This is a genomic window from Nakamurella antarctica, assembly GCF_003860405.1.
Lineage (GTDB): Bacteria > Actinomycetota > Actinomycetes > Mycobacteriales > Nakamurellaceae > Nakamurella > Nakamurella antarctica.
The window spans coordinates 2,282,643-2,306,419 of the sequence record NZ_CP034170.1 but is presented as its reverse complement, the minus strand read 5'-3'; the positions used below and the strand labels follow the sequence as shown (position 1 = coordinate 2,306,419).

Below are 23,777 nucleotides of genomic sequence, written 5' to 3'. Positions count from 1 at the left end.
TGCGGTGCGTCCGCTTTATAGATTGATGTGACTGATCAGTGAACAAATGAACGGCCCAACAAAGGAGTTTTGCGCGTGTCTGAAGCCACCGAACGCAGTCTGGTACTGATCAAGCCCGATGGGGTCGCCCGTGGATTTGTAGGGGAGGTAATCGCTCGCATCGAGCGCAAGGGTCTGGCCCTGGTGGCGATGGAGCACCGGTTGACAACTGTTGCGGTGGCGAAAGAGCACTACGCGGAGCACGCTGAACGTCCGTTCTACGGCAGCCTCGTCGATTTCATCACCGGTGGACCGCTGGTCGCGCTGGTGATCGAAGGACCCCGTGCGATCGCAGCTTTCCGTCAGCTTGCTGGTGGGACCGACCCCGTCGAGAAGGCCGCCCCCGGGACGATCCGCGGCGATTTCGCGCTCGAGGTCCAATTCAACATCGTGCACGGCTCGGATTCAGCAGAGTCGGCTGCCCGCGAGATCGGTCTGTGGTTCCCGAACCTGTGAGAGAAAACAATTTCGTCGTCCGCCGGGTTGGTCCAGGCCAGCCCGGCGCGGCCGACGGTGACCGCAACACCGCTCTCGCCTCCGACAACTTCTTTGCCGCAGCGTTGTTGACCCTGTGGCACAGAGTGTCTCAGGCAGGCGGCAGCGTCGGCTACCTGCCCACAGCCACGCGGCAAGAGATCGCGCCAGCAGCAGCCGCCGCCGTAGACGAGATCCGGGCCGGCAAGCGGAAGGCTCTGGTGTTCACGCAGCACACCGACATCGCGAAGGACCAGCTCATCGCCTGTGCCTTTCTCGTGCCGGCCACGATCGCGCTGCACAGTCATCGCGCGGAGGTCCGGACCGTGATAGTCGACCCCGACCATCAAGGACGAGGACTCGGTAGGGCACTTCTCGGCGAAGTTGATAAGTATGCGAGCGAACTCGGTATTGACACACTGACGCTGTCCGTGCGAGGTGGGCGAGGGCTCGAGAAGTTTTACGAAGGAATAGGTTTCACCGAATATGGGCGACTGCCCGACTCGATTCGACTCAGTCCGACCGATTCCCGCGAAGAGATCTTCTATTGGCGCTCCGTCGGCCCCTGACCGTGCGCGCGAGTAGGTTGGCCGTCATGGCTTCGACAACGCGACGTGGTACTCGGCTCCGAACATTGTTGGCGACCGGCGTGGCGGTGGTGGGGTGCGCGGCTATCGGGTCACTCGCCACCGATCCTGACTCGGCCTACTATCGTGGGCTCCGCAAACCGGAATGGCAGCCGCCGCCGCTAGCATTTCCACTGGTGTGGACGCCGCTGTATGCAGACATTGCAGGAGCGACGGCCGTGGCACTCGATGAGTTAGCAGCAGCGGACAAAACGCGGGAGCGGCAACAGTTGGTCACCGCGTTCGCGGTGAACCTGGGCTTGAATACCGCATGGAGCTGGTTATTTTTCAGGGTCCACCGACCATGGTTGGCCGCGGCGGAGTGTGCCGTCCTCACGGTAAGTTCGGCAGATTTGGTACGACGTGTGGGAGCGGCAAAACCCAGCGCTGGACGGGTGTTGGCGCCGTACCCTGCCTGGTGCGCGTTCGCGACAGCGCTGAGCGTGGGAATTGCCCGCCGCAATGAGCACATCCACTTGGCTGGTCTGTAACCATCGGGCGAGGACGCGCCACTACAAAGCACTCCGGGCGGTCTGCCTGATGCGGTGTGGAATACTGAATTCGGTTGACCAACTCAGCGCCATAAAGGTGTTTCGTTTGTCATCTGGGCCTGGTCAGGTTTTTGCCTCCCGCGAATAAGAAGGTGCGTGACACACCGTCACCGCGCGAGGAAGCCGAGATCGGTCGCTACCACTCACAGACTTCCTGCGTTGCTTGCAGCGCGGACTTTAGCTAATCCACAGGTCCCCGAGCGGACGCGTTCACCACGCGCCCGGGGTCCCTGGGAGGGGATACCACCGCATGTCCGTACCCGTTTCTTATCTCTCCGCCGCTGCACTCGCCGAATTACTGAGCGACCTGCCCGGCAAACAGCGTGTCCACGAGCTGGCCAAACGTGCTGGCCTGAGTTCCAAGCAGGTTCTTAGCGCGCTTGCCGATGCTGGCGTCGTTGCGAAATCGTCGCAGTCCTCCGTTGACCAGGCGCAAGCGCGTAGCGTCCTCACCGCGATTCTGACCGACCCGGCAGCGGCGCAGACTCTGCCCGCAGCCAGCAGTGCCGCTGATGCCCAGGGTTCTGATGCCCAGCCAGCCGCGCGCAAGACGGCCCCGAGAAGGTCGAGGAGGGGACCGGAAGCAGCGGGGGCCCCCGCCGCAGACGTCCCGGAACTCGTAGCTGAGCCGGAAGTACCCGCCGCTCTCGAGTCAGAATCCGAAGCCGGGGCGCCGAAGCGGACCCGTGGTCGAAGACGTCCAGTGCAGGCTGCTAGCTCGGACGCTGAGTTAGCCCTGCCTTCCGAGCAGGTGCCAGAATTTGCTGCTGCTGCCGCGCCTCCGGCGTTTCCCTTGGTATTCGTAGAGCCGGTGCTATCCGCAGCCCCCGCGAGCGCGCGCCAAGAACAGCCCGCGCGCCCAAGGCTCAGGCCGTGAGCGCTCCAGTGCCCAACCCAGCACTCGATACCGCTCTTGCTGACCTGCCGCCGCGCTCACGGGTCCATCAGCTGGCCAAACGCGCGGGGGTCAGCACCAAAGCGATCATTGCCGCGCTGGCTGACCAGGGCGTCACTGCGAAGTCAGCGGCCTCAGTAATTGCCCTCGAACCTGCCCAGGCCGTACTCACAGCGCTGCTGGGCTTTGCAGATGTGGCCGCTGAAAATACTCCTGTCGATACGGCCTTTGTCTTCAGCGACTCCGGCGCCGTAAACCCAGCGGGTGGCAACGTCGCTGGCTCCTTCTCCGCGGCCCCGCTTTTCCTCGCGCCGGATGAGACCCCGAGACCCCCTCGTCGTCGCCGCGGTAAGGCCGCCGAAGACGCTTCTTCAACGGCCAGCGAACAGGCGGCCGAAGCAAGCGAAGCAGGCACTGCATCACCGAAGCTAGTGGACCTCGACAGCATCGTCGATGCTGCCGTCTCGGCACGGAAATCACCTGAGGGCTCGGGTGCGCACGAGGGTGACGCCGACGAGTCTTCTGACGAAAGCCGCCGCCGGCGCCGCCGGGGACGCCGTGGCCGCGGCCGCAGCTTCGACCGTGAGTTGGAAGCAACCGAAAACGACGTCGAAGGCGAATCAGGTGCCTCCTTAGACAATGAATCAGACCTTCCTGAGGGTGGTGCAGTAAATCCTGGTGACGCCGCGGTACGGGACTCGGAGGATGATGATGCCGAAGGCGGCAACACCTCCCGGCGTCGTCGTCGTCGCCGCGCACGCGGCGCAGATGATGCCAGCCGGACTGGCGACGATCCAGCCGACACGGTGGTTCATGTCCGCGAGGTCAAATCCGCTGAGTCCCAAGTGCAGGGTGTGCGCGGATCAACCCGCCTCGAAGCAAAGCGGCAACGCAGGCGTGATTCGCTGCAGACGCGTAGGCGTCCGCAAATCCTCACGGAGGCGGAGTTTCTCGCGCGTCGTGAGTCTGTTGAGCGTGTGATGGCAGTTCGCCAGCGCGGGGACTTAGCGCAGGTCGCCCTGCTTGAGGACGGTGTGCTCGTCGAGCATTTTGTCTCCAAAGCCGGTTCAGCGTCGATGATCGGCAGCATCTACCTGGGCCGCGTTCAAAACGTGCTGCCCTCGATGGAAGCTGCCTTCGTCGATATTGGCCGTGGTCGTAATGCCGTGCTGTACGCGGGTGAGGTCAACTGGGACGCCGCAGGGTTGGCTGGCAAGTTCCGAAAGATTGAAACCGCTTTCTCCGGGGGCGACACCCTTCTTGTCCAGGTCTCGAAAGACCCGGTGGGGCACAAGGGTTCGCGTCTGACGAGCCAAATCTCCCTCCCCGGGCGCTTCTTGGTGTACGTACCGAACGGGGGAGCGACGGGCATCTCTCGCAAGCTGCCCGATGTTGAGCGCAAGCGCTTGAAGGCCATTTTGGATCGTATTGTGCCCGAAGATGCGGGCGTCATTATTCGGACCGCCGCCGAGGGAGTCTCCGAGGAAGAGCTGGTGCGCGATGTTGAGCGCCTTCAGGCCCAGTGGACCGAGATTTCGCGCCGGGCAGGCCTGAAGTCCAATGCCCCGGAGCAGCTGTATTCGGAGCCGGACACCCTGATCAAAGTTGTGCGCGACTTGTTCAACTCCGATATCACCAAGCTCGTCATCGACGGCGACGAGGCCTGGGAGTCGCTGCACGGCTACGTGGAGCAGGTGGCGCCAGAATTGGCCGAGCGGGTGGTCCGATTCGAGGGGCGCACCGATGTTTTCGCTGCTTACCGGGTGGATGAGCAAATCGCCAAAGCATTGGAACGCAAGGTGCACCTACCCTCTGGCGGCTCTCTCGTTATCGACCGCACCGAGGCGATGACGGTCGTCGACGTCAACACCGGCAAGTACACCGGTTCTGGGGGCAACCTCGAAGAGACCGTGACGAAGAACAACCTCGAAGCCGCCGAAGAGGTTGTTCGGCAGATGCGTCTGCGCGATATCGGCGGCATCATCGTTGTCGACTTCATCGATATGGTGCTGGAAGCGAACCGCGATTTGGTGTTGCGACGGTTGACCGAATGTCTGGGCCGCGACCGGACCCGTCATCAGGTAGCCGAAGTAACGTCTTTAGGTCTGGTTCAGATGACGCGCAAGAAAATGGGCACCGGGCTGGTGGAGGCCTTCTCCGAGCTCTGCGAGCATTGCCATGGACGCGGCATCGTGCTGCATGATGTCCCCGTCGACGCCGGAATGCCGGAGTTTGTCCAGGAACGCCAGGGTGGGTTCGATCGCAATGGCGCTGGTTCGTCGTCGTCGTCATCGTCATCGTCATCGTCATCGGATCGCAACGGGAATGATCGCAGCGGTCGTCGTCGCAGCCGTGATGGCGGCAGCCGTGACCAGGACCGGAACCCGACGGCACCCGCAGAGTCCGATGAAGCCTTTGCCGCATCGCTGCCGCAGGTGACGCCACCGCAGCGCGACCCACGTGGACCGAAGCCGCCGAGTTTCGCCGAGCGGCGCGCTGCCGAGGATGCGGCTGCTCTCGTGAAGTCGGAGCTGGCTGCAACTGCGGCTGCCTCTTCGGACGCTGCTTCTTCCGGCGCTGGGGACGACGCCGCTTCGGTTGCCGCTGCAGAGACCCCCTTGATGGACGCGGGTGGTAGTGAGCGCTCCGTCGATGCTTCAGATGAAGCCGAAATCGTTCCCGCGGGCCGCAGGCGCCGCAGGGCGGCGGGACGTCCGGCAGGTGCGCCGAATCCGAGTGCTGAAGGCGCTGTCATCGTTCTTCCGGCGACGTCCGACAGTTCGCCCAGTCAAGCCGCAACGAGCCAGCCCTTGGCAAAGGCGGAGTCAGCGGAGTCGGCCACTGAACCGGAAGGTGCTGTCGAATCTTCGGCAGCAGCGCAGGCGCCGGATGGTGATGCAAAGACCAGCCGTCGCCGCGGTGGTCGGGGTGGCCGTGGTGGTCGGGGTAAGAGTGCGGGCGAGGGTCAGTCGGCCACGGCAACCGAATCGGCGCCAGCCGCTACAGAGTCTGTGCCCGTCGTTGCCGACCTCAGTCCTGATCCCATAAAGGTTGTCGTAACGCCGCTGGGGGATTCGCCCGAACAGCCAGTAGCGGCAGCTCCGAGACGCCGCCGTGCGGCTTCTCGACCTGCAGGGCCACCCAAGGAGTGAGAGCCTTTGGGGGCGATCGTTCAGTCCGCTGCCCCAGGGCTCTGGCCGGTTTGCTTCCAAGGGCGGTCGCCGCGTATTCTGAATCGTCGGCCGACATTTGTTGTTGGCCATGGGCGCGGAACGCCGTTTCGCGCTGATCCAAGGGTTGCCCAAGGCCTCTTTTACGAAGAAGCCATGGTTCAGCTGTAGCGGGTGCGTCTGGGATATGACGAGTCGCATCAGCTGCAATCTCTGTAGACACCACGTAATTGAAACTCAAGGCAGGAAGGCGCGTCCGCGATGTACGCGATCGTTAAGACCGGCGGCAAGCAGTACAAGGTTGCTCAGGGAGACATCATCGAGGTCGAGAAGCTCGAAGGTGCGCCCGGTGCTGCCGTCGACCTTGCGGCCATCATGGTCGTCGATGGTGACAGCGTCACAGTGGGAGCGGAAGAGTTGGCCAAGGCCAGCGTCTCCGCCGAGCTCGTGGCCCACACCAAGGGACCGAAGATCATCATCCACAAGTTCAAGAACAAGACCGGGTACCACAAGCGACAGGGCCACCGCCAGCCGCTTACCCAGGTCAAGGTCACCGGCATCTCCCTCGGCTGAAGGTAGGCGAATAACATGGCACATAAAAAGGGCGCGTCCAGTTCTAAGAACGGTCGCGATTCGAATGCACAGCGGTTGGGCGTCAAGCGTTTCGGCGGCCAGGTTGTCAGCGCCGGCGAGATCCTCGTCCGCCAGCGCGGCACCAAGTTCCACCCGGGCGTGCTCGTCGGAATCGGCAAGGACGACACGTTGTTCGCGCTGAGCGCCGGCGCAGTGGAGTTCGGCAAGAAGCGCGGTCGTAAGACGGTCAACATCGTCGTGGCTCCGGTTTTAGCAGCAGCTGAAGCGGTTTCCGCTTAAATCGTCGGCATGGCCGCAAGGCAGTCGTTGATTTCAGATTTTCGTAGGCGAGGGGCGAGTCCGGATTTTCGGGCTCGCCCCTCGTCGGTTTGTACAGCAGTTCATGAGTATCAGCAGACTTTGGAGAACACAGATGGCCCGCTTTATCGATCGCACCGTGCTGCACCTGCAGGCCGGCGATGGCGGGCACGGTTGTTCCTCCGTGCACCGTGAGAAATTCAAGCCCCTCGGTGGACCTGATGGAGGCAATGGAGGTAACGGTGGGAACGTCACCCTCGTCGTGGACCCAAATGTGCACACTCTGCTCGACTTTCACTTCCGGCCACACGCGAGGGCCGGCAACGGTAAGCCGGGAGCGGGTGACAACCGCGACGGTGCTCAGGGCGAAAACTTGGAGCTTCGGGTGCCCGACGGCACAGTGATCCTGGACGAGCAGGGCGAGATCCTGGTCGACCTGGTGGGAGCCGGAACGCGCTTCGTGGCTGCCATGGGTGGTCGCGGTGGTCTCGGTAACTTCGCTCTGGCATCTCGGGCCCGCAAGGCGCCGGGTTTCGCACTGCTCGGCGAGACCGGTGAAGTTGTTGACATCACGTTGGAACTCAAGTCGGTGGCCGACGTTGGTCTCGTGGGGTTCCCGTCTGCAGGCAAATCATCGTTGGTTTCGGTCCTTTCTGCCGCGAAGCCGAAAATTGCCGACTACCCTTTCACCACCTTGAGCCCCAACCTGGGGGTGGTCAGCGCTGGCAGCGAGATCTTCACCATTGCCGATGTGCCGGGTCTCATCCCCGGTGCGTCGCAGGGTAAGGGCCTGGGCCTAGATTTCCTTCGCCATATCGAACGCTGCTCGGTGCTGGTCCACGTTGTCGACTGCGCCACCTTCGAAGGCGATCGCGATCCACAGTCCGACATTGAGGCCCTGGAACACGAACTCCGTGAGTACACACCATCATTGGCCACCGACCTGGCAGATCGCCCCAGAGTCGTCGTGCTCAACAAGATGGATGTGCCGGAGGCGCGTGAGCTCGCCGATCTGGTTAAACCGGATCTCGAAGCTGCGGGATACCAGGTGTTCGAAATTTCCACGGCAAGCCGAGAAGGTTTGCGAGAGCTCACGTTTGCTCTCGCCGAGGTGGTTCGCGCTGACCGGGAGGCACGCCCGAAGGCCGCCGCCGAGCGAATCGTGTTGCGCCCCAAGGCTGTCAACGCACCGCAATTCGTTGTGAAGGAAGACCCGGAAATCGACGGCGGCTTCATCGTCATCGGGACAAGGCCCGAACGGTGGATCAAGCAAACCGACTTCACTAATGACGAAGCTATCGGCTTCCTCGCCGACCGCCTTGCCAGGCTTGGGGTGGAACACGAGTTGGCGAAGAAGGGTGCTCGGCCCGGTGCGCCCGTCACCATCGGTCCCGTCACGTTCGATTGGGAGCCAACAACACTGGCTGGAATCGACGTCATGCAGATTGGCCGCGGCGGCGATGTTCGCCTCGAGCAGACGTTGCGGGTTGGTGCCACCGAGCGCAAGGCGCTGCATAGATTACGGCGCGGTCTGGACGTGGAAGGCCATGAGTTTGATGACCTTGACCTCGACCGGTTGCGGTCCGAACTCGAGCAGGGCATGCATCCAGAAAGTGGCCCCGGGCAGGCAGACGCAGAGCACGTGGCGGACGCATCGGGTGACTTCGTCGAGGGTGGTCGCTGAGCCGTGTCGTCATCGGTAGCGCCGGTCGCAGCTGGGGACGAGAAGGTCGCCGCGACGCGGCTTTCTGCTGCCCCGAAGCCGCTATCGCTACTGTGGCCGGGCCGAACTTGGCCCGCCGCGCCGTAGCTGCGGCCAAGGTCATTGTCGTCAAAGTTGGATCGTCCTCGCTCACCACGTCAGCGGGAGGGTTGGACCGCGCACGACTCGATGGACTGGTAGACGCGCTGGCGGCCCGCCAACTGGCTGGCTCCCACGTCGTGTTGGTGTCCTCCGGTGCTATCGCCGCTGGTCTCGCGCCACTCGGGCTTCGGCGCAGGCCGAAAGACCTTGCCACCCAGCAAGCGTCAGCCTCGGTAGGGCAGCTGCTGCTGATCGAGCAGTATGCGGGTTCTTTCAGTCGGTTTGGTTTGACGGTCGGTCAAGTGCTGTTGACCACCGATGATGTGGTTCGCCGCTCGCACTATCGCAATGCTCAGCGCACTATGAGCAAGTTGCTGCAGTTCGGGGTTGTGCCCGTCGTCAACGAAAACGACACCGTGGCCACCCAGGAGATCCGGTTCGGCGACAACGACAAGCTTGCGGCGCTGGTCGCGCACCTGGTCGGCGCCGACGCGCTGGTGTTGTTGTCGGACGTCGACGGGCTTTACACAGGTGATCCTCGCCTGCCGGGGTCGCTGAAGGTATCAACGGTCCAGACCGCCACCGACTTAGAGGGTATCGACATCGGGGCAGCCGGAAGCGATGTCGGCACCGGCGGGATGGCCTCCAAACTGACGGCGGCCACCACCGCTACCGGCGCAGGGATCCCGGTGCTGTTGGCATCGGCCTCCGATGCGGCCCTGGCGTTGTCCACTGAATCTGCCGGTCCGGTTGTGGGAACCGCGTTTGAGTCAGCGCCACGGCGCACCAACGCTCGGCTTTTTTGGCTGCGTCACGCCGCTACCTCGGCCGGAACCATTTCTCTCGATGCGGGTGCTGTCGCGGCGGTGATCGGCCGGCGTAAGTCCCTCCTGCCAGCCGGCATCACCGGACATGCCGGTGATTTCGAAGCCGGCGATGTGGTGGACCTGCTGGACCCCGCTGGAGCGATCGTTGCGCGCGGTTTCGTGGGACACGACGCGTGCGAGTTAGTGGCCATGATTGGCCGGACGCTGGCAGATCTGCCGGTGGAGCAGCGGCACGAAGTGGTGCACGCCGACGATGTGGTGGCGATATGACGACGATGCGAACTCAGGCCAACCGGACTGTCGAGGTAACTCGGGAGGAAGTCCTGGCGGTAGCAGCCAGGGCGAAGGCGGTTGCTCCGCACCTCGCTGTGTTGTCTAGCGCTGCGAAAGATGCTGCGTTGCAGGGGATGGCGAACGCAATCCGCAAACAATCGGCCGCAATTATGTCTGCCAACGCTGAGGATGTCGCAGCCGCCGCGAGCGCGGGCGTCAGTGACGCGCTCATCGACAGGCTGCGCCTTGACCCACTGCGCGTGGAAGCGATGGCGCTCGGGCTCGAAGAACTTATCGCCCTTCCTGATCCGGTGGGTGTCGCCGTTCGGGGTTCGGTGCTGCCCAACGGGTTGCACTTGCAACAGGTCAGGGTTCCCCTCGGGGTGGTGGCAATCATTTACGAAGCGCGCCCCAACGTCACGGTTGATGCCGCGGGGATCGCGCTAAAATCGTCAAATGCCGTTCTGCTGCGCGGTTCTGCTTCTGCGTATGCCTCGAATCGCGCCCTCGTAGGCATTCTGTCCGCGGCTGCTGTGGAATCAGGACTGCCAGCTGACGCGGTGCAATTGGTGCCTGGCACCGATCGGGATTCGGTGAAACACCTGATGACCGCGCGCGGATTAGTGGACGTGATTATCCCGCGCGGCGGCGCAGGTCTGATCAAAGCGGTGGTGGACGGCTCAACCGTTCCTGTAATCGAGACCGGCGTGGGGAATGTGCACGTCTTCGTTGATGCCTCCGCAGATCTTGAGATGGCGCGCAACATCGTGCTCAATTCGAAGACCCGTCGCCCCAGTGTGTGCAACGCCGCCGAGACCCTGTTGATCCACGCCGATATCGCTGATGTTGCAGTTCCCGCCTTGGTGGGGGCACTCCAAGAAGCAGGTGTCACAGTCCACGCCGATGCAAGAGTGTCGGCGCTCATCGGTGGTACCGTACCCGCGACCGAGGCTGACTTCGACGCTGAGTACCTTTCAATGGATATCGCCGCAGCCGTGGTCGACAACTTCGAAGCAGCGCTGGCCCATATTGCAGCGCACTCGACCGGCCACACCGAAGCAATCGTGACGTCGGACCTGGCATCTGCCAATGAGTTCACGCGCAGGGTCGACGCCGCAGCTGTCATGGTCAATGCATCAACGGGTTTCACGGACGGCGGCCAGTTCGGGTTCGGTGCCGAGATGGGAATCTCCACCCAAAAGCTGCATGCGCGCGGACCAATGGGTCTGGCCGAACTCACCTCTACTAAGTACATCGTCATCGGAACCGGGCAGATTCGGCCGGTTTCATGACCCGCGCCGCCGCCGCCAACGGTGGCGTTTTTATGAGTCCGATCACCAGGCACAGCGGGGCCCGCCGGCGTATCGGAATTATGGGTGGCACCTTCGACCCGATCCACCACGGCCACCTCGTGGCGGCGAGCGAAGTAGCGGACAGGTTCGACCTTGACGAGGTTATCTTCGTCCCCACCGGGCAACCGTGGCAGAAGGCTGGCGTGACACCTGCGGAAGACCGCTACCTGATGACCGTAATCGCCACCGCAGCCAACCCGCGGTTCTCCGTTTCACGAGTCGACATTGACCGCCCCGGACCGACTTACACCGTCGATACGCTCACCGATCTGCGCCGGACCGACCCGGAAGCTGACTGGTTTTTCATCACGGGCGCAGATGCTTTGACCGCCATAATGAGTTGGAAGAATGTCGCCCAGGTGTTTGGCTTGGCACATTTCATCGGTGTCACCAGGCCTGGCTACAGCATGGCCGAGTTGACGTTGCCGCCGGATGCCGTCACGTTGATGGAAGTTCCGGCGTTGGCCATCTCATCCACAGACTGCCGAGCGCGAGTGCGCGGCGGCGGCCCGGTGTGGTATCTGGTACCGGACGGCGTTGTGCAATACATCGCCAAACATAGGCTGTACCAAGAGGATTCCGGCGAGCACCGACGAAGAGTGCCGGAACCAGAACACAGACCGGACGGCATCGTGTTGCCGCCTGGTATCGCGAAAGAAATTACTGAAAGTTTTGAGGGAGAGCAGTGACTGCAACAGATTCCGCTCGCACACTGGCCTTGGCGGCCGCACATGCGGCAGCGGACAAGTTGGCCCAGAACGTGGTGATTATCGATGTGTCCGATCGATTGGCCATCACCGACGCCTTCGTAATCGCATCGGGCTCCAACGAACGCCAGGTTTCGGCGATCGTGGACGAGGTCGAAGAGCAGCTTCGTAAGCTCGGTGTGAAGCCGACCCGTCGGGAGGGCGAAAAGGACGGTCGTTGGGTTCTTCTCGACTTCCTCGACATCGTGGTGCACGTCCAGCACAACGAGGAGAGAGTGTTCTATGCACTCGAGAGGCTTTGGCGCGACTGCCCGACTTTCGCTTACGAGGAAGGCCCGGATGGTCCTAACCTCACGATCGAGGACCTCGCAAAGGTGCCAGAGGATCAGCTAGGTGGCGCGGAGTACTCGCTCCCCAGCGCCGCAATGGCCGACTTGTCCGCCGCAGCGGCAGGTATTGTCCGCGATTTCGACGGCGGCAGTGCTGGCACCCTCAGCCAGGACGAAGACGAGGAACTAGCAGAACTCGAGTCAGAGCTCGGTGACGGATCCGATCCAGACGAGGATGATGATCATTCAGAGGTGACCAGCAAGGACTTGGGATGACCCTGGAACGCCTTGTCCTGATGCGCCACGGCCAGACGGACTGGAATGTTGCGTTCCGAATGCAGGGCCATAGCAATATTGCGCTCAACGCAGTGGGCCGCAGCCAAGCGGTGGCGGCGGCGCCCTCGGTGGCGGCGCTTGCCCCGGGTGTCATCGTCTCCTCTGATCTTGACAGGGCTCACGACACGGCGCTGGAGGTTGCAGCGCTGCTGGGTCAGAAGGTGTTGATCGACAAGCGCCTGCGTGAGACGCATATGGGCCAGTGGGAAGGGTTGACCCGAGACGACGTGGTTACTGGCTGGCCCGGCGAGTGGGCACAGTGGCGCACCACTTCGGCGCACAAATCGCCCCCGGACGGGGAGTCGCGCTGGCAGGTTGCGCAGCGGGCAAACCAGGTGGTGACCGAATTGGATGCGGGAAACACGGATAGCGCGCTTCTGGTGGTGCACGGCGGGCTTATTGTCGGCCTGACCGGGCTGCTACTCGATTTGCCGGATGCGGTGTGGGGCCATTTGATTGGCGTCAACAACTGCCACTGGGTGGTACTGCATCGCCTTGACGGCGCCGACATTACCTCGGGCTGGCGACTCCATTCCTACAATGCCGGACTTGCCAGTGTCGTCATCCCCGGCGGCGAAGATGAGGTGCCCGGTGCCTGAAGCTTCCGATATCCGTCAGGTCGAGATCACCGGCAGTGGTATCCGGCTCGGTCAGCTGCTCAAATTTGCGGACCTGATTGAAATTGGGTCGGAGGCTAAAGAGGTGATCGCTGATGGCAGCGTCCGCGTGAACGGCGATGTCGAACTGCGCCGAGGACGACAACTTGAACGTGGCGACGTGGTCACCTTGGGCAGTGGACCAAGCGCTGAGTCTGTTCGGCTGATCTAGTCGGCTACGGATCACCGCTCTAGCGAGTTGTCCACAAGCGGGAATCTGTCCACTTCTGCCACATGACGGCCAGCGCGCGGCACCCGCGGCACCTACCGTACAAAAGTGCGCACCCCCAGTGATCCGACGAGGCGGCTCCAGGTGCTGGTGGGTCGGGGCACTACGAGTGACGAGTCGCCGCTCGCGAGCACGGCGCCAGGCTGGGTCCCAGACTGGAAGGCCCCGGTAAGCGCGCAGTCACACCCCTCCGGTCCAGCGACTGTGCTGGCTGTTTCGCCGCTGCAGACTAGCGGCATCAGTGCAGAAGGTAACGATGCCGGAAATGAATCGTGCGCAGAATGCGGCAGTGATGACGTAGACGCCGAGGGGAACTGCAGCTCTCGCCATGATGGGAGCCGGGGCCGGCTGCGGCACCAGGGGGCCGGGCCGTCAGGTCGATGGGGCCGGTTCAAGACTCGGTGGATCCCAGAGCCACTGCGGGGTGCTCGCGTAGATCCCGGACGAAAGGGAGCGCTCGTCCTAGCTTCGGTCGCCGCTCTTGCCGCGGTAGCGGCCGCACTCGGTGTGTGGCTGACTGTTCCTAGCCAGCAACAAGTCCCGGCTATGCCGCTGAGCGGGCTGGGTCTGACTGGGCTTGGTGCTGGCGAATCGGCAGCAGCAAGTGCGTCTCGGGTCTCGTCGCCGCCAGCGACAGCCGCGCCTGCGCTGACTGAGATTTTTGTCTCGGTAACTGGCAAAGTAGCCAGGCCCGGGCTGGTCCGTCTGGAGCCTGGGGCGCGAGTGGCGGATGCCATCGCGGCAGCGGGCGGGATAGCCGAAGGAGTGGATCTGACCGGCCTCAACCTGGCGGCGAAACTCTCCGACGGGGACTCTGTCGTAGTGATATCCGGAGCCGGAAACGTTGTGGGCACGCAGCAGTCGAGTAACTCCGGGGCTGCTAATACCGGGAAGCTGATCAACCTCAACACCGCCGATGCGACGCTGCTGGAAACCCTGCCCGGGGTGGGCCCGGTCATGGCCGCAAACATTATCGGGCGTCGCGAAAGCGATGGCCCCTTCACCGCGGTAGAGCAACTGCAAGAAGTGTCCGGCATTGGGCCATCGCGGTATGCAACGCTGTCGCCGCTGGTGACAGTGTGACCAGAGCTGCGCCAGCCCACGGATCGCAGCCGGTGCACGCCGCTCCGAATCGTGCTCGCATCAAGCGTTCCGCGCGAATGGTCGAGGCAGAGGTGAAGCCGCCGATCGACCTGCGGTTAGCGGCGCCAGCCGCTGCGGTATGGATGGGCAGCGCCCTTACCCTGTGGCTTCGCCCAGCGCTGGGTTTCGGGACGGTGTCAGCCTTGAGCTTGCTCGCTCTCGTGCTGGGGCTGCTGATCAGGTCACGAAGTTCACACACGTCCTTCCTCATGAGATCCGCTGTCCTGCCGGGGTGCGCCGCTGTATTCCTGTGCTTGTTGGCATCGAGCGGCGCGGCAGCGCTCCGGGTGCACGCCGCGGAGAAAGATCCAGTCAATCTGGCCGCGGCTCTGGGCGACTGGGGTCGCCTTGAGCTGACGATCACCTCCGATCCGCAGCGGATGGAATCGTCGTTCGGCGCCGCAGAACCGGGAAACAGCAGGTTCCTGATCAGGGCGTGGTCAGTGGGCGTGGACACCGGCGATGGCGTGAGATCGACCAGCAGCTCAATCACTGTTTTCGGTGTTGGGTCGACCTGGGGCGATCTGATTCCGGGTGAAAAGGTCGTCGCCTATGGGACTTTCGCTCCAGACGCGTATTCGGCCTTTCCTGGCGCAACACTGACGGCAAAGTCCGACCCGCAGGTCACCGGCGCCGCTCCCTGGTATCAGAGGGCCGCGGTGCGAGTTCGTGATGACTTTGTGCACGCGAGCGCACGGCTCGCGCCCGAGTCGGCGGGGCTGCTGCCAGGGATCATTCTGGGTGATGTGTCCGGCATCAGCGTCGCACTTTCGGCCGACGCCAAAGTGGCGGGTCTTGCGCACTTGCTGGCTGTATCGGGCAGCCATTTCTCGATTTTGTGCGGTGCTGCAATGGTCTTCTTTCGTAGGGCAGGTCCGAGGCCTGCTGCGGTGCTGGGGTTTGTCCTGCTGGTGATGCTTGTAGTGATTGTGCGGCCCGGGCCATCCGTCTTACGCGCGGCCGTGATGGGTGCGGTAACCATGCTGGCGCTTCTCGTCGGACGAACGCGGACGGCGCTGCCCGCGTTGTTCGCAGCCGTCATCGGGTTGCTTTTCTATGACCCCGCACTCTCGGTGAGTCCTGGTTTCGCGCTGTCCGTCCTGGCGACCGGGGGTCTCGTGCTTGTCGCTCCCGCGTGGTCAGAGTCCCTTCAGCGCAGGGGATGGCCCGCGGGCTGGGCGGATCTGCTGGTGGTGCCTATCGTGGCGCACCTGTTCACGATGCCAATAGTGGCAGCTATTTCGGGCTCGATTTCGCTCGCGTCGGTACCCGCAAACATCCTGGTTGCTCCGGTGGTGGCGCCGTTGCTCATTCTTGGCGCAGCCGCTGCAGCTGTCGTGGTTTTCGTGCCCTGGGCTGCGGAAATTTTGATAGCAGGGGCTGGTCCACTGGTGGGTTGGATCGCGTCGGTCGCGCACATGGCCGCCGATTGGCCGCTGGCGACGGTGCCATGGTCGTCATCGGTGTGGGGCGTGATGGGGCTCGCTGCCCTTGCTGCGGCGGCAGCATTTACCCTGCGTGCCCGACGGATTCGAGCACTCGCTGCGGCGCTAACGGCAGGCGTTGCAGTGGTGCTAATCCCGAGCGCGGCGTTGTCCATAGGTTGGCCACCCGAAGCCTGGGCGGTGGTGGGATGCGAAGTGGGACAGGGGGACGGGTTCGTGCTGTCCACAGGCGAACCCGGTTCAGCCGTTGTCATCGACACCGGGCCAGATCCGGATCTCATGGATGCTTGCCTCGAGCGATTAGGAATCACGGCGATCACGTTGCTGGTGTTAACACATCTGCATGCCGACCATGTTGACGGGCTCGAGGGTGCTATCCGGGGGCGGACTGTCGGCGCCCTCGCAGTAGGTCCCGGTCGGGAGCCGAAGTCTGCGTGGCAGACGGTGACCCGGTTGGCTGCCGTTCGCGGTATTCCCATGATGGAACTCGCTATGGGACAACGATTCTCGGCCGGCGATGTCTTACTTGACGTATTGGGACCAGATCGTGGCAGGATCGGGAGCTTCCTCTCACCGAACGATCAATCGGTGGTGTTCCGCGCAGATGTGGGCGGAATCAGGATTCTATTCACGGGGGATATCGAAGACGAGGCGCAGCGAGCGTTGCTCGCCGATGGCGTCGATGTGCGGGCAGAGGTGTTGAAGCTCCCGCATCACGGCTCGGCCACCCTGTTGCCCGCGCTGATTGCGGCCGTCGACGCGCAAGTCGTGATGATCGGCGTGGGTATCGGGAACGACTTTTCGCATCCCACCAAATTTGCGCTCGACACGGTGCGCGCGGCTGGCGCGCGGGTGGTGCTGCGCACTGATACCGACGGGGATATCGCGGTGTGTCTGGGCGCGGGCGGCATCTCAACGGCTACTCGAGGGCCCTCCCTCCGCGTCGGGGTCGGTTAAAGCCCAGAGCCAGTGCGGGTCGTGGCGCACGGCCAGATCGCGATGCGAGTGACTCAGCTTTGTGGGTATTGGTCGAGTTCTGCCTGGGCGATTGCCAACGCGGCCGCCAAGTGATCTGCCCGTTCCTGTACGTGCTTGCGATGCTCGGCGAGAACTCCAGCGACATAATCGGTCAGCGACTCATTGTTGAGGGTTGCCACCAACTCGGCGGCTCTCGTCGGCGCGACGGTAGCTGCTCGGACCACTATTTTCGTTCCTTGGCGGGCTTCGATTTGCCACGCGGTATTCTCCACGCCCGTGGTGCTCAGGGTGATGATCACCGGCAACCGTTTGCCGCGTGAATTTTTCTTCGCTGGCTGATTCGAGCGGGGCTCAGTTCCAGGTGAACCGGTTGCCACCTCGGTTGCGGCCGCAACGCCCGTAGTGGGAGAGACGGATTTCGGCGCAGCGCTTTTCGGCGCAGTACTGTGCGGCGCAGCGCTTTTCGGCGCAGTACTGTGCGGCGCAGCGCTTTTCGGCGCAGCAGGATCCGATGTTGCGGTGAGAGCGCCAGCTGCGTGTAAGCGTGCAGGGGTGGCAAGTTTCTGGTCAGGCACGGCATTCAGTGAGGGCCTTGAGGTGCTGCCCGAGAGCGGCTGAGCGGGCACAATGGGCATTAATGGGAGCGCGGGGACCGCGGCGAGGGTGGGAGGTGCTGCCACCGCGGAAACTGAACGCAGCGCCGAGGCGGCGCGAGGCGCAATCGCCGTGCGTGCGGCGCGAACGGGTGTAGCTGGCTTCGCCGAGCGAACTGGCTCTGGTTCGGCTTGGCCCCGCTTGATGGGCGTCAAATCTCCCGGAGCAAATGGGATGACGTCTTTCGAGCCAGCGAGGGTGACTTCCACGTGCAGAAATTCTTCGCCTTCGGTGGCAGGGTCGCCGATGGCACGCAGTCGCCCACTGCCGCCGGAGGGAAACAGGCCCATCGGCACTATGCCGACGCGGACGTTTTTACCGTCAGCGAGCGCCCTTCGCGCAGCGTCCAAGTCCAGAGGTGCAAACGCGATACGTGAACGCGGCGGCATGTGGCGACCTTTTCTCAGGAGTGGGGATGGGACCGTTGCCCAGCACTGTACTGACTATAGAACAGTAGTTCGATCCTGATGCACCTGCTGCTGTATCCACCGACGCGGAGCTGGCATCTTCTCTCACGTCGCTAGCCTAAAATACGGACCATGACGCCACCGGTGGCAGAATCTGAGGGAGCTGGGGCTTGTTGGCTGGATGGATCGATTGCTCAAGCAACACCACAGTAGGGTGCGCGAAGGATGATCTGGGGGCGCAGGCTGATCGGTGCGAGCTAGGGAAATGGCGCACCCGGGACGAGTATTAATTCCGAGAGTATGAGTATTTTCCGGCAGCTGTATCCCCGTACATCTCGCCAAGGTGAGAAGGCTGCCGCCGTGCCTCGCGTATCTATAAACTAGGCCATAAGCGTGCAGGTGGTTCACTATGGTCAGGTAGTTCTGAATCACCTTTTGTAGGGAACTTTGATGAGCAAAGGAGCGGTTATGAACGACACTCCGCTCGCCGAGGGTGCTGATCGGCCGCGGCTATCACGTACCCACACGCAGATAGTGGAAATGATAGGTCGGCGGATTGTCCTCGGGGAATACCCCGTCGGTTCAATTGTTCCCAGGGAAGAGGATCTCGTCGCCGAGTTGCTCGTCGGCCGTGGGGTGATTCGCGAAGCCATCAGGGTGCTGGCCTCCAAAGGGCTTCTGGAAAGCCGTTCGAAGAGGGGCACCCAGGTGCTCCCCTCTGATCAATGGCACATGCTGGATCCGGAGGTTCTTTCTTGGCGATCGACTGCGGAGATCGACCTGAAGCTTTTGCGCGACGTTGCAGACCTGCGGGCGATGATCGAGCCAGCTGCCTGCGCTCACGCAGCGGTTCGGGCGGCAGACTCCGAAGTGAGCCTCATTTCTGCCCTTGCCCGAGAAATGAAACTGGTCGAGGGTGACGCGGCGACATTCATTGAGGTAGACATGCAGTTTCACCGGGCGCTATTCGCGGCCGCGCATAACGATCTCCTCATGCAAATCGGCGCGGCCATTGAAGTAGGACTGCGGCTCAGCCGAGAGGTCACGGTGTCTATGGGGCACGGATCCAGGGCTGAGGAGCATCTGGAAATCGCTAATGCCATTGCCGCAAGATCAGCCGTCCAAGCGCAGAAGGCAATGAGCAGGCTCCTAATAGCGAGCCAATCGGACATTGAATCCGTGCTTGGCCGCGGGTGGGCAAGAGATGCTGGAACGCCCGACCCAGCGTGAGGACGTGTCGCATTTCGCTTCATGAAAGCGTCAAGAGTGCCTAGGTTTCGCGCCATCCCTAGGCTCGGCCGCGTGGCTGGGGGTGGATCGAGGGGTGGCGACCGCCTTTTTTTGCCCACCGCAGGATTAGTGCGTCATTCTTCGTTGCCAATGCCATGAGCTCGCGCACCTTCCAATCCTGAAGGGGCTGTATAGGTGCCCGGACTGCCGGGCTGGTGATGATTCCGCCTTCGAATAGCAGCTGCTTAGCGGCCAGAAGTCCACATTGCCTATTTTCGTAGTGAATGAGGGGAAGAATTTGCTCCCATTCCTGGGTCGCACCTTCTACATTCCCAGCGGCAAATGCGCGCACAATGCCGCCAAGCCGGTCGGGAATGACGGCGCTACACATCGTTCCGACAACCCCGGCATGAAGATCTGGAATGAGCGTGATCGACTCCTCGCCGTCGAATAGCCCGGGGAGTTTGTCTCCCGCTCCCACTGTGAGTGCCCGCAGCTTCTCCGCAGTCCGGGGTACTTCAATTTTGGCGTACCGAATCTGAGGTATTTCTCTAGCCAGCCGCGTCAACAGTTCGACGGAGAGCTTTGTGGTACTCAACGGAGAATCTTGGACCATGATGTCGATGTCAATTGAATCCGCGACGCGGGAAAAGTAGTCGAAGACGCTTTGGTCGTCCACCGACATGGTGGCGCCGTAAAACGGAGGCATGAGCATGACCACGCTGGCACCGCGGCGCTGAGCGTCCACCGAACGTTCCACCGCTATGCGAGCGCTGAAGTGGCTCGTCGTAACCATTATTGGAACTTCCGCGCCCACCTCCTCCATCGTGTGGTCGATGATGGCATCGCGTTCGGAGTCGGTCACGGAGAATTGTTCCGAATAGTTCGCCAGCAAACAAATAGCATCACTGCCGGCATCGATCAGATACCGAGCGACTCGCTTTTGCCCTGCCGGGTCGAAGCTTCCATCCTCGGCGAAGACCGTCGGGGCGACTGGTGCAACCCCAGTGAGAACGTGACTCATGATGCTATTACCAGCTTTCCATAGATGCTGCGCGGGTGCTGCCTGTGTTACCGGTGTAGGTCAGATGCTGGGTGTAGCGAAGGACTTCCTGAAAGTATGCAACTCTCTTGCGCTGGCTCAGATCGAACCACGTTCTCGGAGAGCGTCCCTGGTAGCCGCGGAGATGCCGATCTCTTCGAGCAATTCCTCGGTGTGCTGCCCGAGCAAAGGGGGGGCGACTCGAATGTCTGCGGTGCTTCGAGAGAAGCGAATGGGTACAGACGGAAGCCTTAATTCTCCGATTGTGGGATGCGAAATTGTGGAAATCATTCCGCGGGCTTTGACATGGGGATCAGCCTCGATGTCGGCATAGGTGTAGACAGGGCCCGCCCACAGCTTGGCGGCGTACAACACCTCTAGCCACTCGGCCGTGGTGCGAGTAGGCATGATCTGAAGAAGAATGCGCCGGATCTCATCCCGCCTTTCCTCTGCCTCGTCCCATGAGCTGATTGCCCTTAATCGGTCGTCGTCAACGGCTTCGCCGAGCACATCAATGGGCAGCTGGGAGAGCACGATGTAGCTGTCCTTGGTCTTGTAAGTTCCGTAAGGCGGGTTGGTCCAGGCGTGGGCAAATTGCTCCTCGCTGCGCTCGGGCAAAATGTCGCAGTTCAAGTACGTAGTGAACTCCTGAGTCTGGCAATCCATGACCACAGACCACATGTCGACCGATACCTTTTGCCCGAGCCCCGTCTTGTCGCGCTCCCGGATGGCGGACAAAATGCCGATTGCAGCCTGGTAACCGGTCATCGCATCCACCGCCCACAATGCCCCGGGCAGAGGAGGATCGGTACGTGATCCGACCGACCACATCGAGCCGGAAACGCCTTGTACGAGGAGGTCCTGTCCCGGTCGATCTCGGTACGGGCCGTCCTCGCCGTACCCGCTGATCTGGCAGTAAACGATATGTGGGTGCCGCTCCGCTATCTGCTCGTACCCAATGCCCAAGCGCTCGGCAGTCCCTACTCGGAAATTTTGCAACACGACATCCGCTGTGCCGATCAGTTCGTGCAGCACCTCAAGCGCTTCGGGATCTTTGACATTGATCACCACGCTGCGCTTGTTCCTGTTGAGCCCTAGGAGCGCGGTCGACTCCCCATTGACGCGGGCGTTGGCGAAGGGGTGCGTGCGGGTCCACTCACCAGCGGGCGGTTCGACCTTGATCACATCGGCACCCAGATCTCCGAGCCGCATGGCGCAGATTGGTCCCGCCAGCATTTGGGACAGATCAATCACCCTAAGCCCATCAAGAGGGCGAGATACGTTAGTGCTCATGGTCGAAAGTTCTTCCGTTCTGAAGGGGCTTGCGGATCAGTTTCCGGCGAAGTTCGGCGGTCGACGTTCCGCGAATGCGGCGCGACCTTCTTGAGAGTCGTTGGTGGTGAAACAGTATGCAAAGAGGTCATTCTCGTGAGCTAGTCCAACCTCGAGCGATGTTGATTGCGAGGTTCGAATCAAGTGTTTCGTCAACTGAACCGCGATGGGCGAGTTCCGTGCAATCCGCTCGGCGATGTCGGCCACGGTGTGATCTAGTTGATCGGGCTCGACAAGCACATCGACCAACCCAAGCCGAAGAGCTTCCGCGGCCGACACCGGATCTCCGGTGAAGAGCATGAGCGCCGCGCCGCCCAGTGGAATAGTTCGCGGGAGGAGCTGGGTGTTGCCGGCGCCGCCGTGCCAGCCGAGTTTGATCTCGCCGGAGGCGAAGGAAGCAGTGTGGTCAGCAACCCGAATGTCGCTCAGTAGTGCCAGCTCGAGGCCGCCGCCCACGCAGTGCCCCCGGATCTGCGCAATGACCGGCTTTCTGATCGCCCAGATCTCGCGCGCATAATCCGTCCTGTTCCGCAGCTGCCAATTAGTGCCGTACTCATCGAGGACCGACACGTCGCTGCCAGCAGAAAAGGCGCGCTCGCCCTCTCCCTTCAGGATGACGACCCTGACCTGCTCGTTCTCGTTTATTTCAAGGACGAGTTGCTTGAGTGCGCGGCCCATCGCGGGAGTGAGGGTGTTGAGCTTTTGCGGTCGGTTGATGGTGATGGTGATGACAGGACCAACGATGTCTGCCTTCAGCTCGTCCGGTAATTCCGTAAATGTCATGTAATTCCTCCGACAGTAAAGGCACGGGTCTACTTGATTTCGTGGCTTGCGCTGCAGGCACTACGTCATATGTAGGAGTTAACACGACCCGTGGGGTCTCCACAAGGAGCAACTCGCCGTGGCCCCGTCGACTTTTCCTCCGGCAGGAAAATGTGCCTAGAGCACCGGCGAACTCGAGGATTGAATCGCTTCGCGATGGAGTTTGTTCAGCCGGGCAACGACCTCCGGGGGGCGGCGATTATCACGTGCGCTCGTCAGGAGGAATGTCGACGCATCGTGGTGAAAGTCGATCCACCCGTCATAACGGGGCCTGACCATGCTCCCGGATTGGCTGCGCAAGGTGGCCGAGTAGAACCCGTTCGATTCGCGGTCCAGGCTTGATTCACCCCACACCGTGGCGTCGGCGGGCTGGCCGCCAGCCGCCCCGAACACTTCCTGCTGCGCTGTTTCACTCGAAATCTGACGAAGATGCGCGAGTGCTCCTTCCTTGTTGGCGCTGTGGCGGGAGAGCGCCAAACCTGTCCCGCCGAGAATGCAACCCGGGGCGCCGCTGTGCGTGCCTGGTGCGTTAGCGAACGTGATGATGCGTTTGCGGCTGCTTGGCCGGGCGTAGGTTACATAGCCGTAAAGAAGAGGGCAGGCATCTAGCTGACCATCAGAAATCTTCTCGAGAATGTTGATCGGATCCATGTCCAATGAGGCAGAAGGCATGGAGCGCACCATGTTCCCAAAGATTTCCATTGCGTTCTCGCCGGTGCGTGCGGGGACGAGTTCGTGGGCGCTCATCTCGAACCCTGGGCTCACCGCCGCGGCGATTCCCAAAAAAGTAAGCATCGCGTGTGGCGATTTTGTGGGAAGGGCCATCCGATCGTCCTGACGGCTGATGACCTCGGCCCAGGTGGCGGCCGGTTGGCAATCCGCCCACGCGGATACCTGCGTGGCAGCGTCGATCGGAATCGCCCACTGGGCGCCCCTGTAGTGATATGACGCGAGGCTCCCGGTCACGAAGCGGCCCTCGAGATCTGCCGGGGTCAGTCCTGACAATTCTTGTAGTGGCTCCAATGCGCCCGCGCTCCATGCCCGGCCAAGGCCCGGATGGTCGAGGACAATAAGGTCGTATTCTCTCGCCAGTTCCGCAATCGACCTGCTCTCGAACCCGGCGAGATCTTGTGCCTCCCAGACGATTGGCGGCGCGTCCACCCGCAGGGGGCCATCGAGCAGTGCCAATTCCGCGAGTCGCTTCAGTGGCGCGAAGCCGCGCTCGTGTGTCCAGGTAATTCCGCGCAGTTCTTTCATGACGCGGCCGGTGCTACGCGGGTGGTTGGCAACTCCAGTCGTGACGATGGCGCCGCGAGCCGGGGGTTGTTGAGCGATGCGTTCTGTTTCATGTGTGGCTGACTCCTCCTACATTTTGTGCGGCGCGAAACACCAAGGCGCGGGCTCAATCGCGTCAGAGGCTGTTCCCAGATCCTCGAGCCAAGACTTGTGATCGCGCAGGTCGGTGAGGAAAGGGTTGACATTCGAAATGAGACCGTATTTAGTCCTACATAACGTAGCGCACGCCCAGCGAACGCGGGGATAACCGGCCGTTCGTAGGTTCACCA

21 protein-coding genes and 1 pseudogene are annotated in these 23,777 nt (G+C 62.1%); 17 read left to right on the top strand and 5 right to left on the bottom strand.

What is annotated here, in order from left to right:
* Positions 1–75: 75 nt before the first annotated feature.
* The 16 genes and pseudogenes from ndk to EH165_RS10155 all read left to right on the top strand — a co-directional run bounded on the left by ndk (position 76) and on the right by EH165_RS10155 (position 16,704).
* Positions 76–495 carry a nucleoside-diphosphate kinase gene (gene ndk, locus EH165_RS10230; RefSeq protein ID WP_124799369.1) on the top strand — a complete coding sequence of 140 codons (420 nt, stop codon included), beginning with the start codon at positions 76–78 and terminating at the stop codon, positions 493–495.
* Positions 492–1,082, top strand: a complete 591-nt coding sequence (locus EH165_RS10225) for a GNAT family N-acetyltransferase (RefSeq protein ID WP_124799368.1) — start codon at positions 492–494, stop codon at positions 1,080–1,082. The genes ndk and EH165_RS10225 overlap by 4 nt, the downstream gene beginning before the upstream one ends.
* 26 nt (positions 1,083–1,108) lie before the next feature.
* Positions 1,109–1,630 carry a TspO/MBR family protein gene (locus EH165_RS10220; RefSeq protein ID WP_124799367.1) on the top strand — a complete coding sequence of 174 codons (522 nt, stop codon included), beginning with the start codon at positions 1,109–1,111 and terminating at the stop codon, positions 1,628–1,630.
* 310 nt (positions 1,631–1,940) lie between these two features.
* The gene (locus EH165_RS10215) at positions 1,941–2,567 is read left to right on the top strand and encodes a translation initiation factor IF-2 N-terminal domain-containing protein (protein ID WP_124799366.1); all 627 of its coding nucleotides are present in this window, start codon (positions 1,941–1,943) and stop codon (positions 2,565–2,567) included.
* Positions 2,564–5,737 carry an Rne/Rng family ribonuclease gene (locus EH165_RS10210; RefSeq protein WP_124799365.1) on the top strand — a complete coding sequence of 1,058 codons (3,174 nt, stop codon included), beginning with the start codon at positions 2,564–2,566 and terminating at the stop codon, positions 5,735–5,737. Before EH165_RS10215 ends, EH165_RS10210 begins: the two co-directional genes overlap by 4 nt.
* A 279-nt stretch (positions 5,738–6,016) precedes the next feature.
* On the top strand, positions 6,017–6,328 hold the full coding sequence (gene rplU / locus EH165_RS10205) for a 50S ribosomal protein L21 (RefSeq protein ID WP_124799364.1): 312 nt from the start codon (positions 6,017–6,019) through the stop codon (positions 6,326–6,328).
* A gap of 15 nt (positions 6,329–6,343) precedes the next feature.
* The gene (gene rpmA, locus EH165_RS10200) at positions 6,344–6,628 is read left to right on the top strand and encodes a 50S ribosomal protein L27 (RefSeq protein WP_124799363.1); all 285 of its coding nucleotides are present in this window, start codon (positions 6,344–6,346) and stop codon (positions 6,626–6,628) included.
* Positions 6,629–6,761: 133 nt separating this feature from the next.
* Complete coding sequence (obgE, locus tag EH165_RS10195) at positions 6,762–8,330, top strand: GTPase ObgE (protein ID WP_124799362.1); 1,569 nt, start codon at positions 6,762–6,764, stop codon at positions 8,328–8,330.
* 92 nt (positions 8,331–8,422) lie between these two features.
* Positions 8,423–9,547, top strand: coding sequence for a glutamate 5-kinase (gene proB, locus EH165_RS10190; RefSeq protein WP_124799361.1), 1,125 nt, complete (start codon positions 8,423–8,425; stop codon positions 9,545–9,547).
* Positions 9,544–10,842, top strand: coding sequence for a glutamate-5-semialdehyde dehydrogenase (locus EH165_RS10185; RefSeq protein ID WP_124799360.1), 1,299 nt, complete (start codon positions 9,544–9,546; stop codon positions 10,840–10,842). The genes proB and EH165_RS10185 overlap by 4 nt, the downstream gene beginning before the upstream one ends.
* A gap of 32 nt (positions 10,843–10,874) precedes the next feature.
* Complete coding sequence (gene nadD / locus EH165_RS10180) at positions 10,875–11,591, top strand: nicotinate-nucleotide adenylyltransferase (protein ID WP_124800448.1); 717 nt, start codon at positions 10,875–10,877, stop codon at positions 11,589–11,591.
* Positions 11,588–11,938: pseudogene (gene rsfS, locus EH165_RS16860) on the top strand (ribosome silencing factor); the annotation flags it as partial. The gene nadD and the pseudogene rsfS, both read left to right, overlap by 4 nt.
* A gap of 272 nt (positions 11,939–12,210) precedes the next feature.
* On the top strand, positions 12,211–12,873 hold the full coding sequence (locus EH165_RS10170) for a histidine phosphatase family protein (RefSeq protein WP_124799358.1): 663 nt from the start codon (positions 12,211–12,213) through the stop codon (positions 12,871–12,873).
* Complete coding sequence (locus tag EH165_RS10165) at positions 12,866–13,102, top strand: RNA-binding S4 domain-containing protein (protein ID WP_239020524.1); 237 nt, start codon at positions 12,866–12,868, stop codon at positions 13,100–13,102. Before EH165_RS10170 ends, EH165_RS10165 begins: the two co-directional genes overlap by 8 nt.
* 105 nt (positions 13,103–13,207) lie before the next feature.
* Positions 13,208–14,242: a ComEA family DNA-binding protein gene (locus tag EH165_RS10160; protein WP_124799357.1), complete on the top strand. Its 1,035-nt coding sequence runs from the start codon at positions 13,208–13,210 to the stop codon at positions 14,240–14,242.
* On the top strand, positions 14,239–16,704 hold the full coding sequence (locus EH165_RS10155; RefSeq protein ID WP_124799356.1) for a ComEC/Rec2 family competence protein: 2,466 nt from the start codon (positions 14,239–14,241) through the stop codon (positions 16,702–16,704). The genes EH165_RS10160 and EH165_RS10155 overlap by 4 nt, the downstream gene beginning before the upstream one ends.
* 53 nt (positions 16,705–16,757) lie before the next feature.
* On the opposite strand, the gene EH165_RS10150 is transcribed toward EH165_RS10155, so the two are convergent.
* A complete protein-coding gene (locus EH165_RS10150) occupies positions 16,758–17,768 on the bottom strand; it encodes a hypothetical protein (RefSeq protein ID WP_124799355.1) in 1,011 nt (336 codons plus the stop codon).
* 486 nt (positions 17,769–18,254) lie between these two features.
* Between EH165_RS10150 and EH165_RS10145 the strand changes: the two genes are divergently transcribed.
* Positions 18,255–19,016 (top strand): FadR/GntR family transcriptional regulator, encoded by a 762-nt coding sequence (locus EH165_RS10145; RefSeq protein WP_164479190.1) that lies wholly within the window; start codon positions 18,255–18,257, stop codon positions 19,014–19,016.
* Between the two features lie 58 nt (positions 19,017–19,074).
* Here the strand turns inward: EH165_RS10145 and EH165_RS10140 are convergent, their stop codons facing one another.
* From EH165_RS10140 to EH165_RS10125, 4 genes are all read right to left on the bottom strand, one after another.
* Positions 19,075–20,040: a dihydrodipicolinate synthase family protein gene (locus EH165_RS10140; RefSeq protein WP_124799353.1), complete on the bottom strand. Its 966-nt coding sequence runs from the start codon at positions 20,038–20,040 to the stop codon at positions 19,075–19,077.
* A gap of 117 nt (positions 20,041–20,157) precedes the next feature.
* Positions 20,158–21,351 carry a CaiB/BaiF CoA transferase family protein gene (locus EH165_RS10135; RefSeq protein WP_124799352.1) on the bottom strand — a complete coding sequence of 398 codons (1,194 nt, stop codon included), beginning with the start codon at positions 21,349–21,351 and terminating at the stop codon, positions 20,158–20,160.
* Between the two features lie 36 nt (positions 21,352–21,387).
* On the bottom strand, positions 21,388–22,173 hold the full coding sequence (locus EH165_RS10130) for an enoyl-CoA hydratase/isomerase family protein (protein ID WP_124799351.1): 786 nt from the start codon (positions 22,171–22,173) through the stop codon (positions 21,388–21,390).
* 156 nt (positions 22,174–22,329) lie between these two features.
* On the bottom strand, positions 22,330–23,469 hold the full coding sequence (locus tag EH165_RS10125; RefSeq protein WP_124799350.1) for a type 2 periplasmic-binding domain-containing protein: 1,140 nt from the start codon (positions 23,467–23,469) through the stop codon (positions 22,330–22,332).
* Positions 23,470–23,777 lie beyond the last annotated feature (308 nt).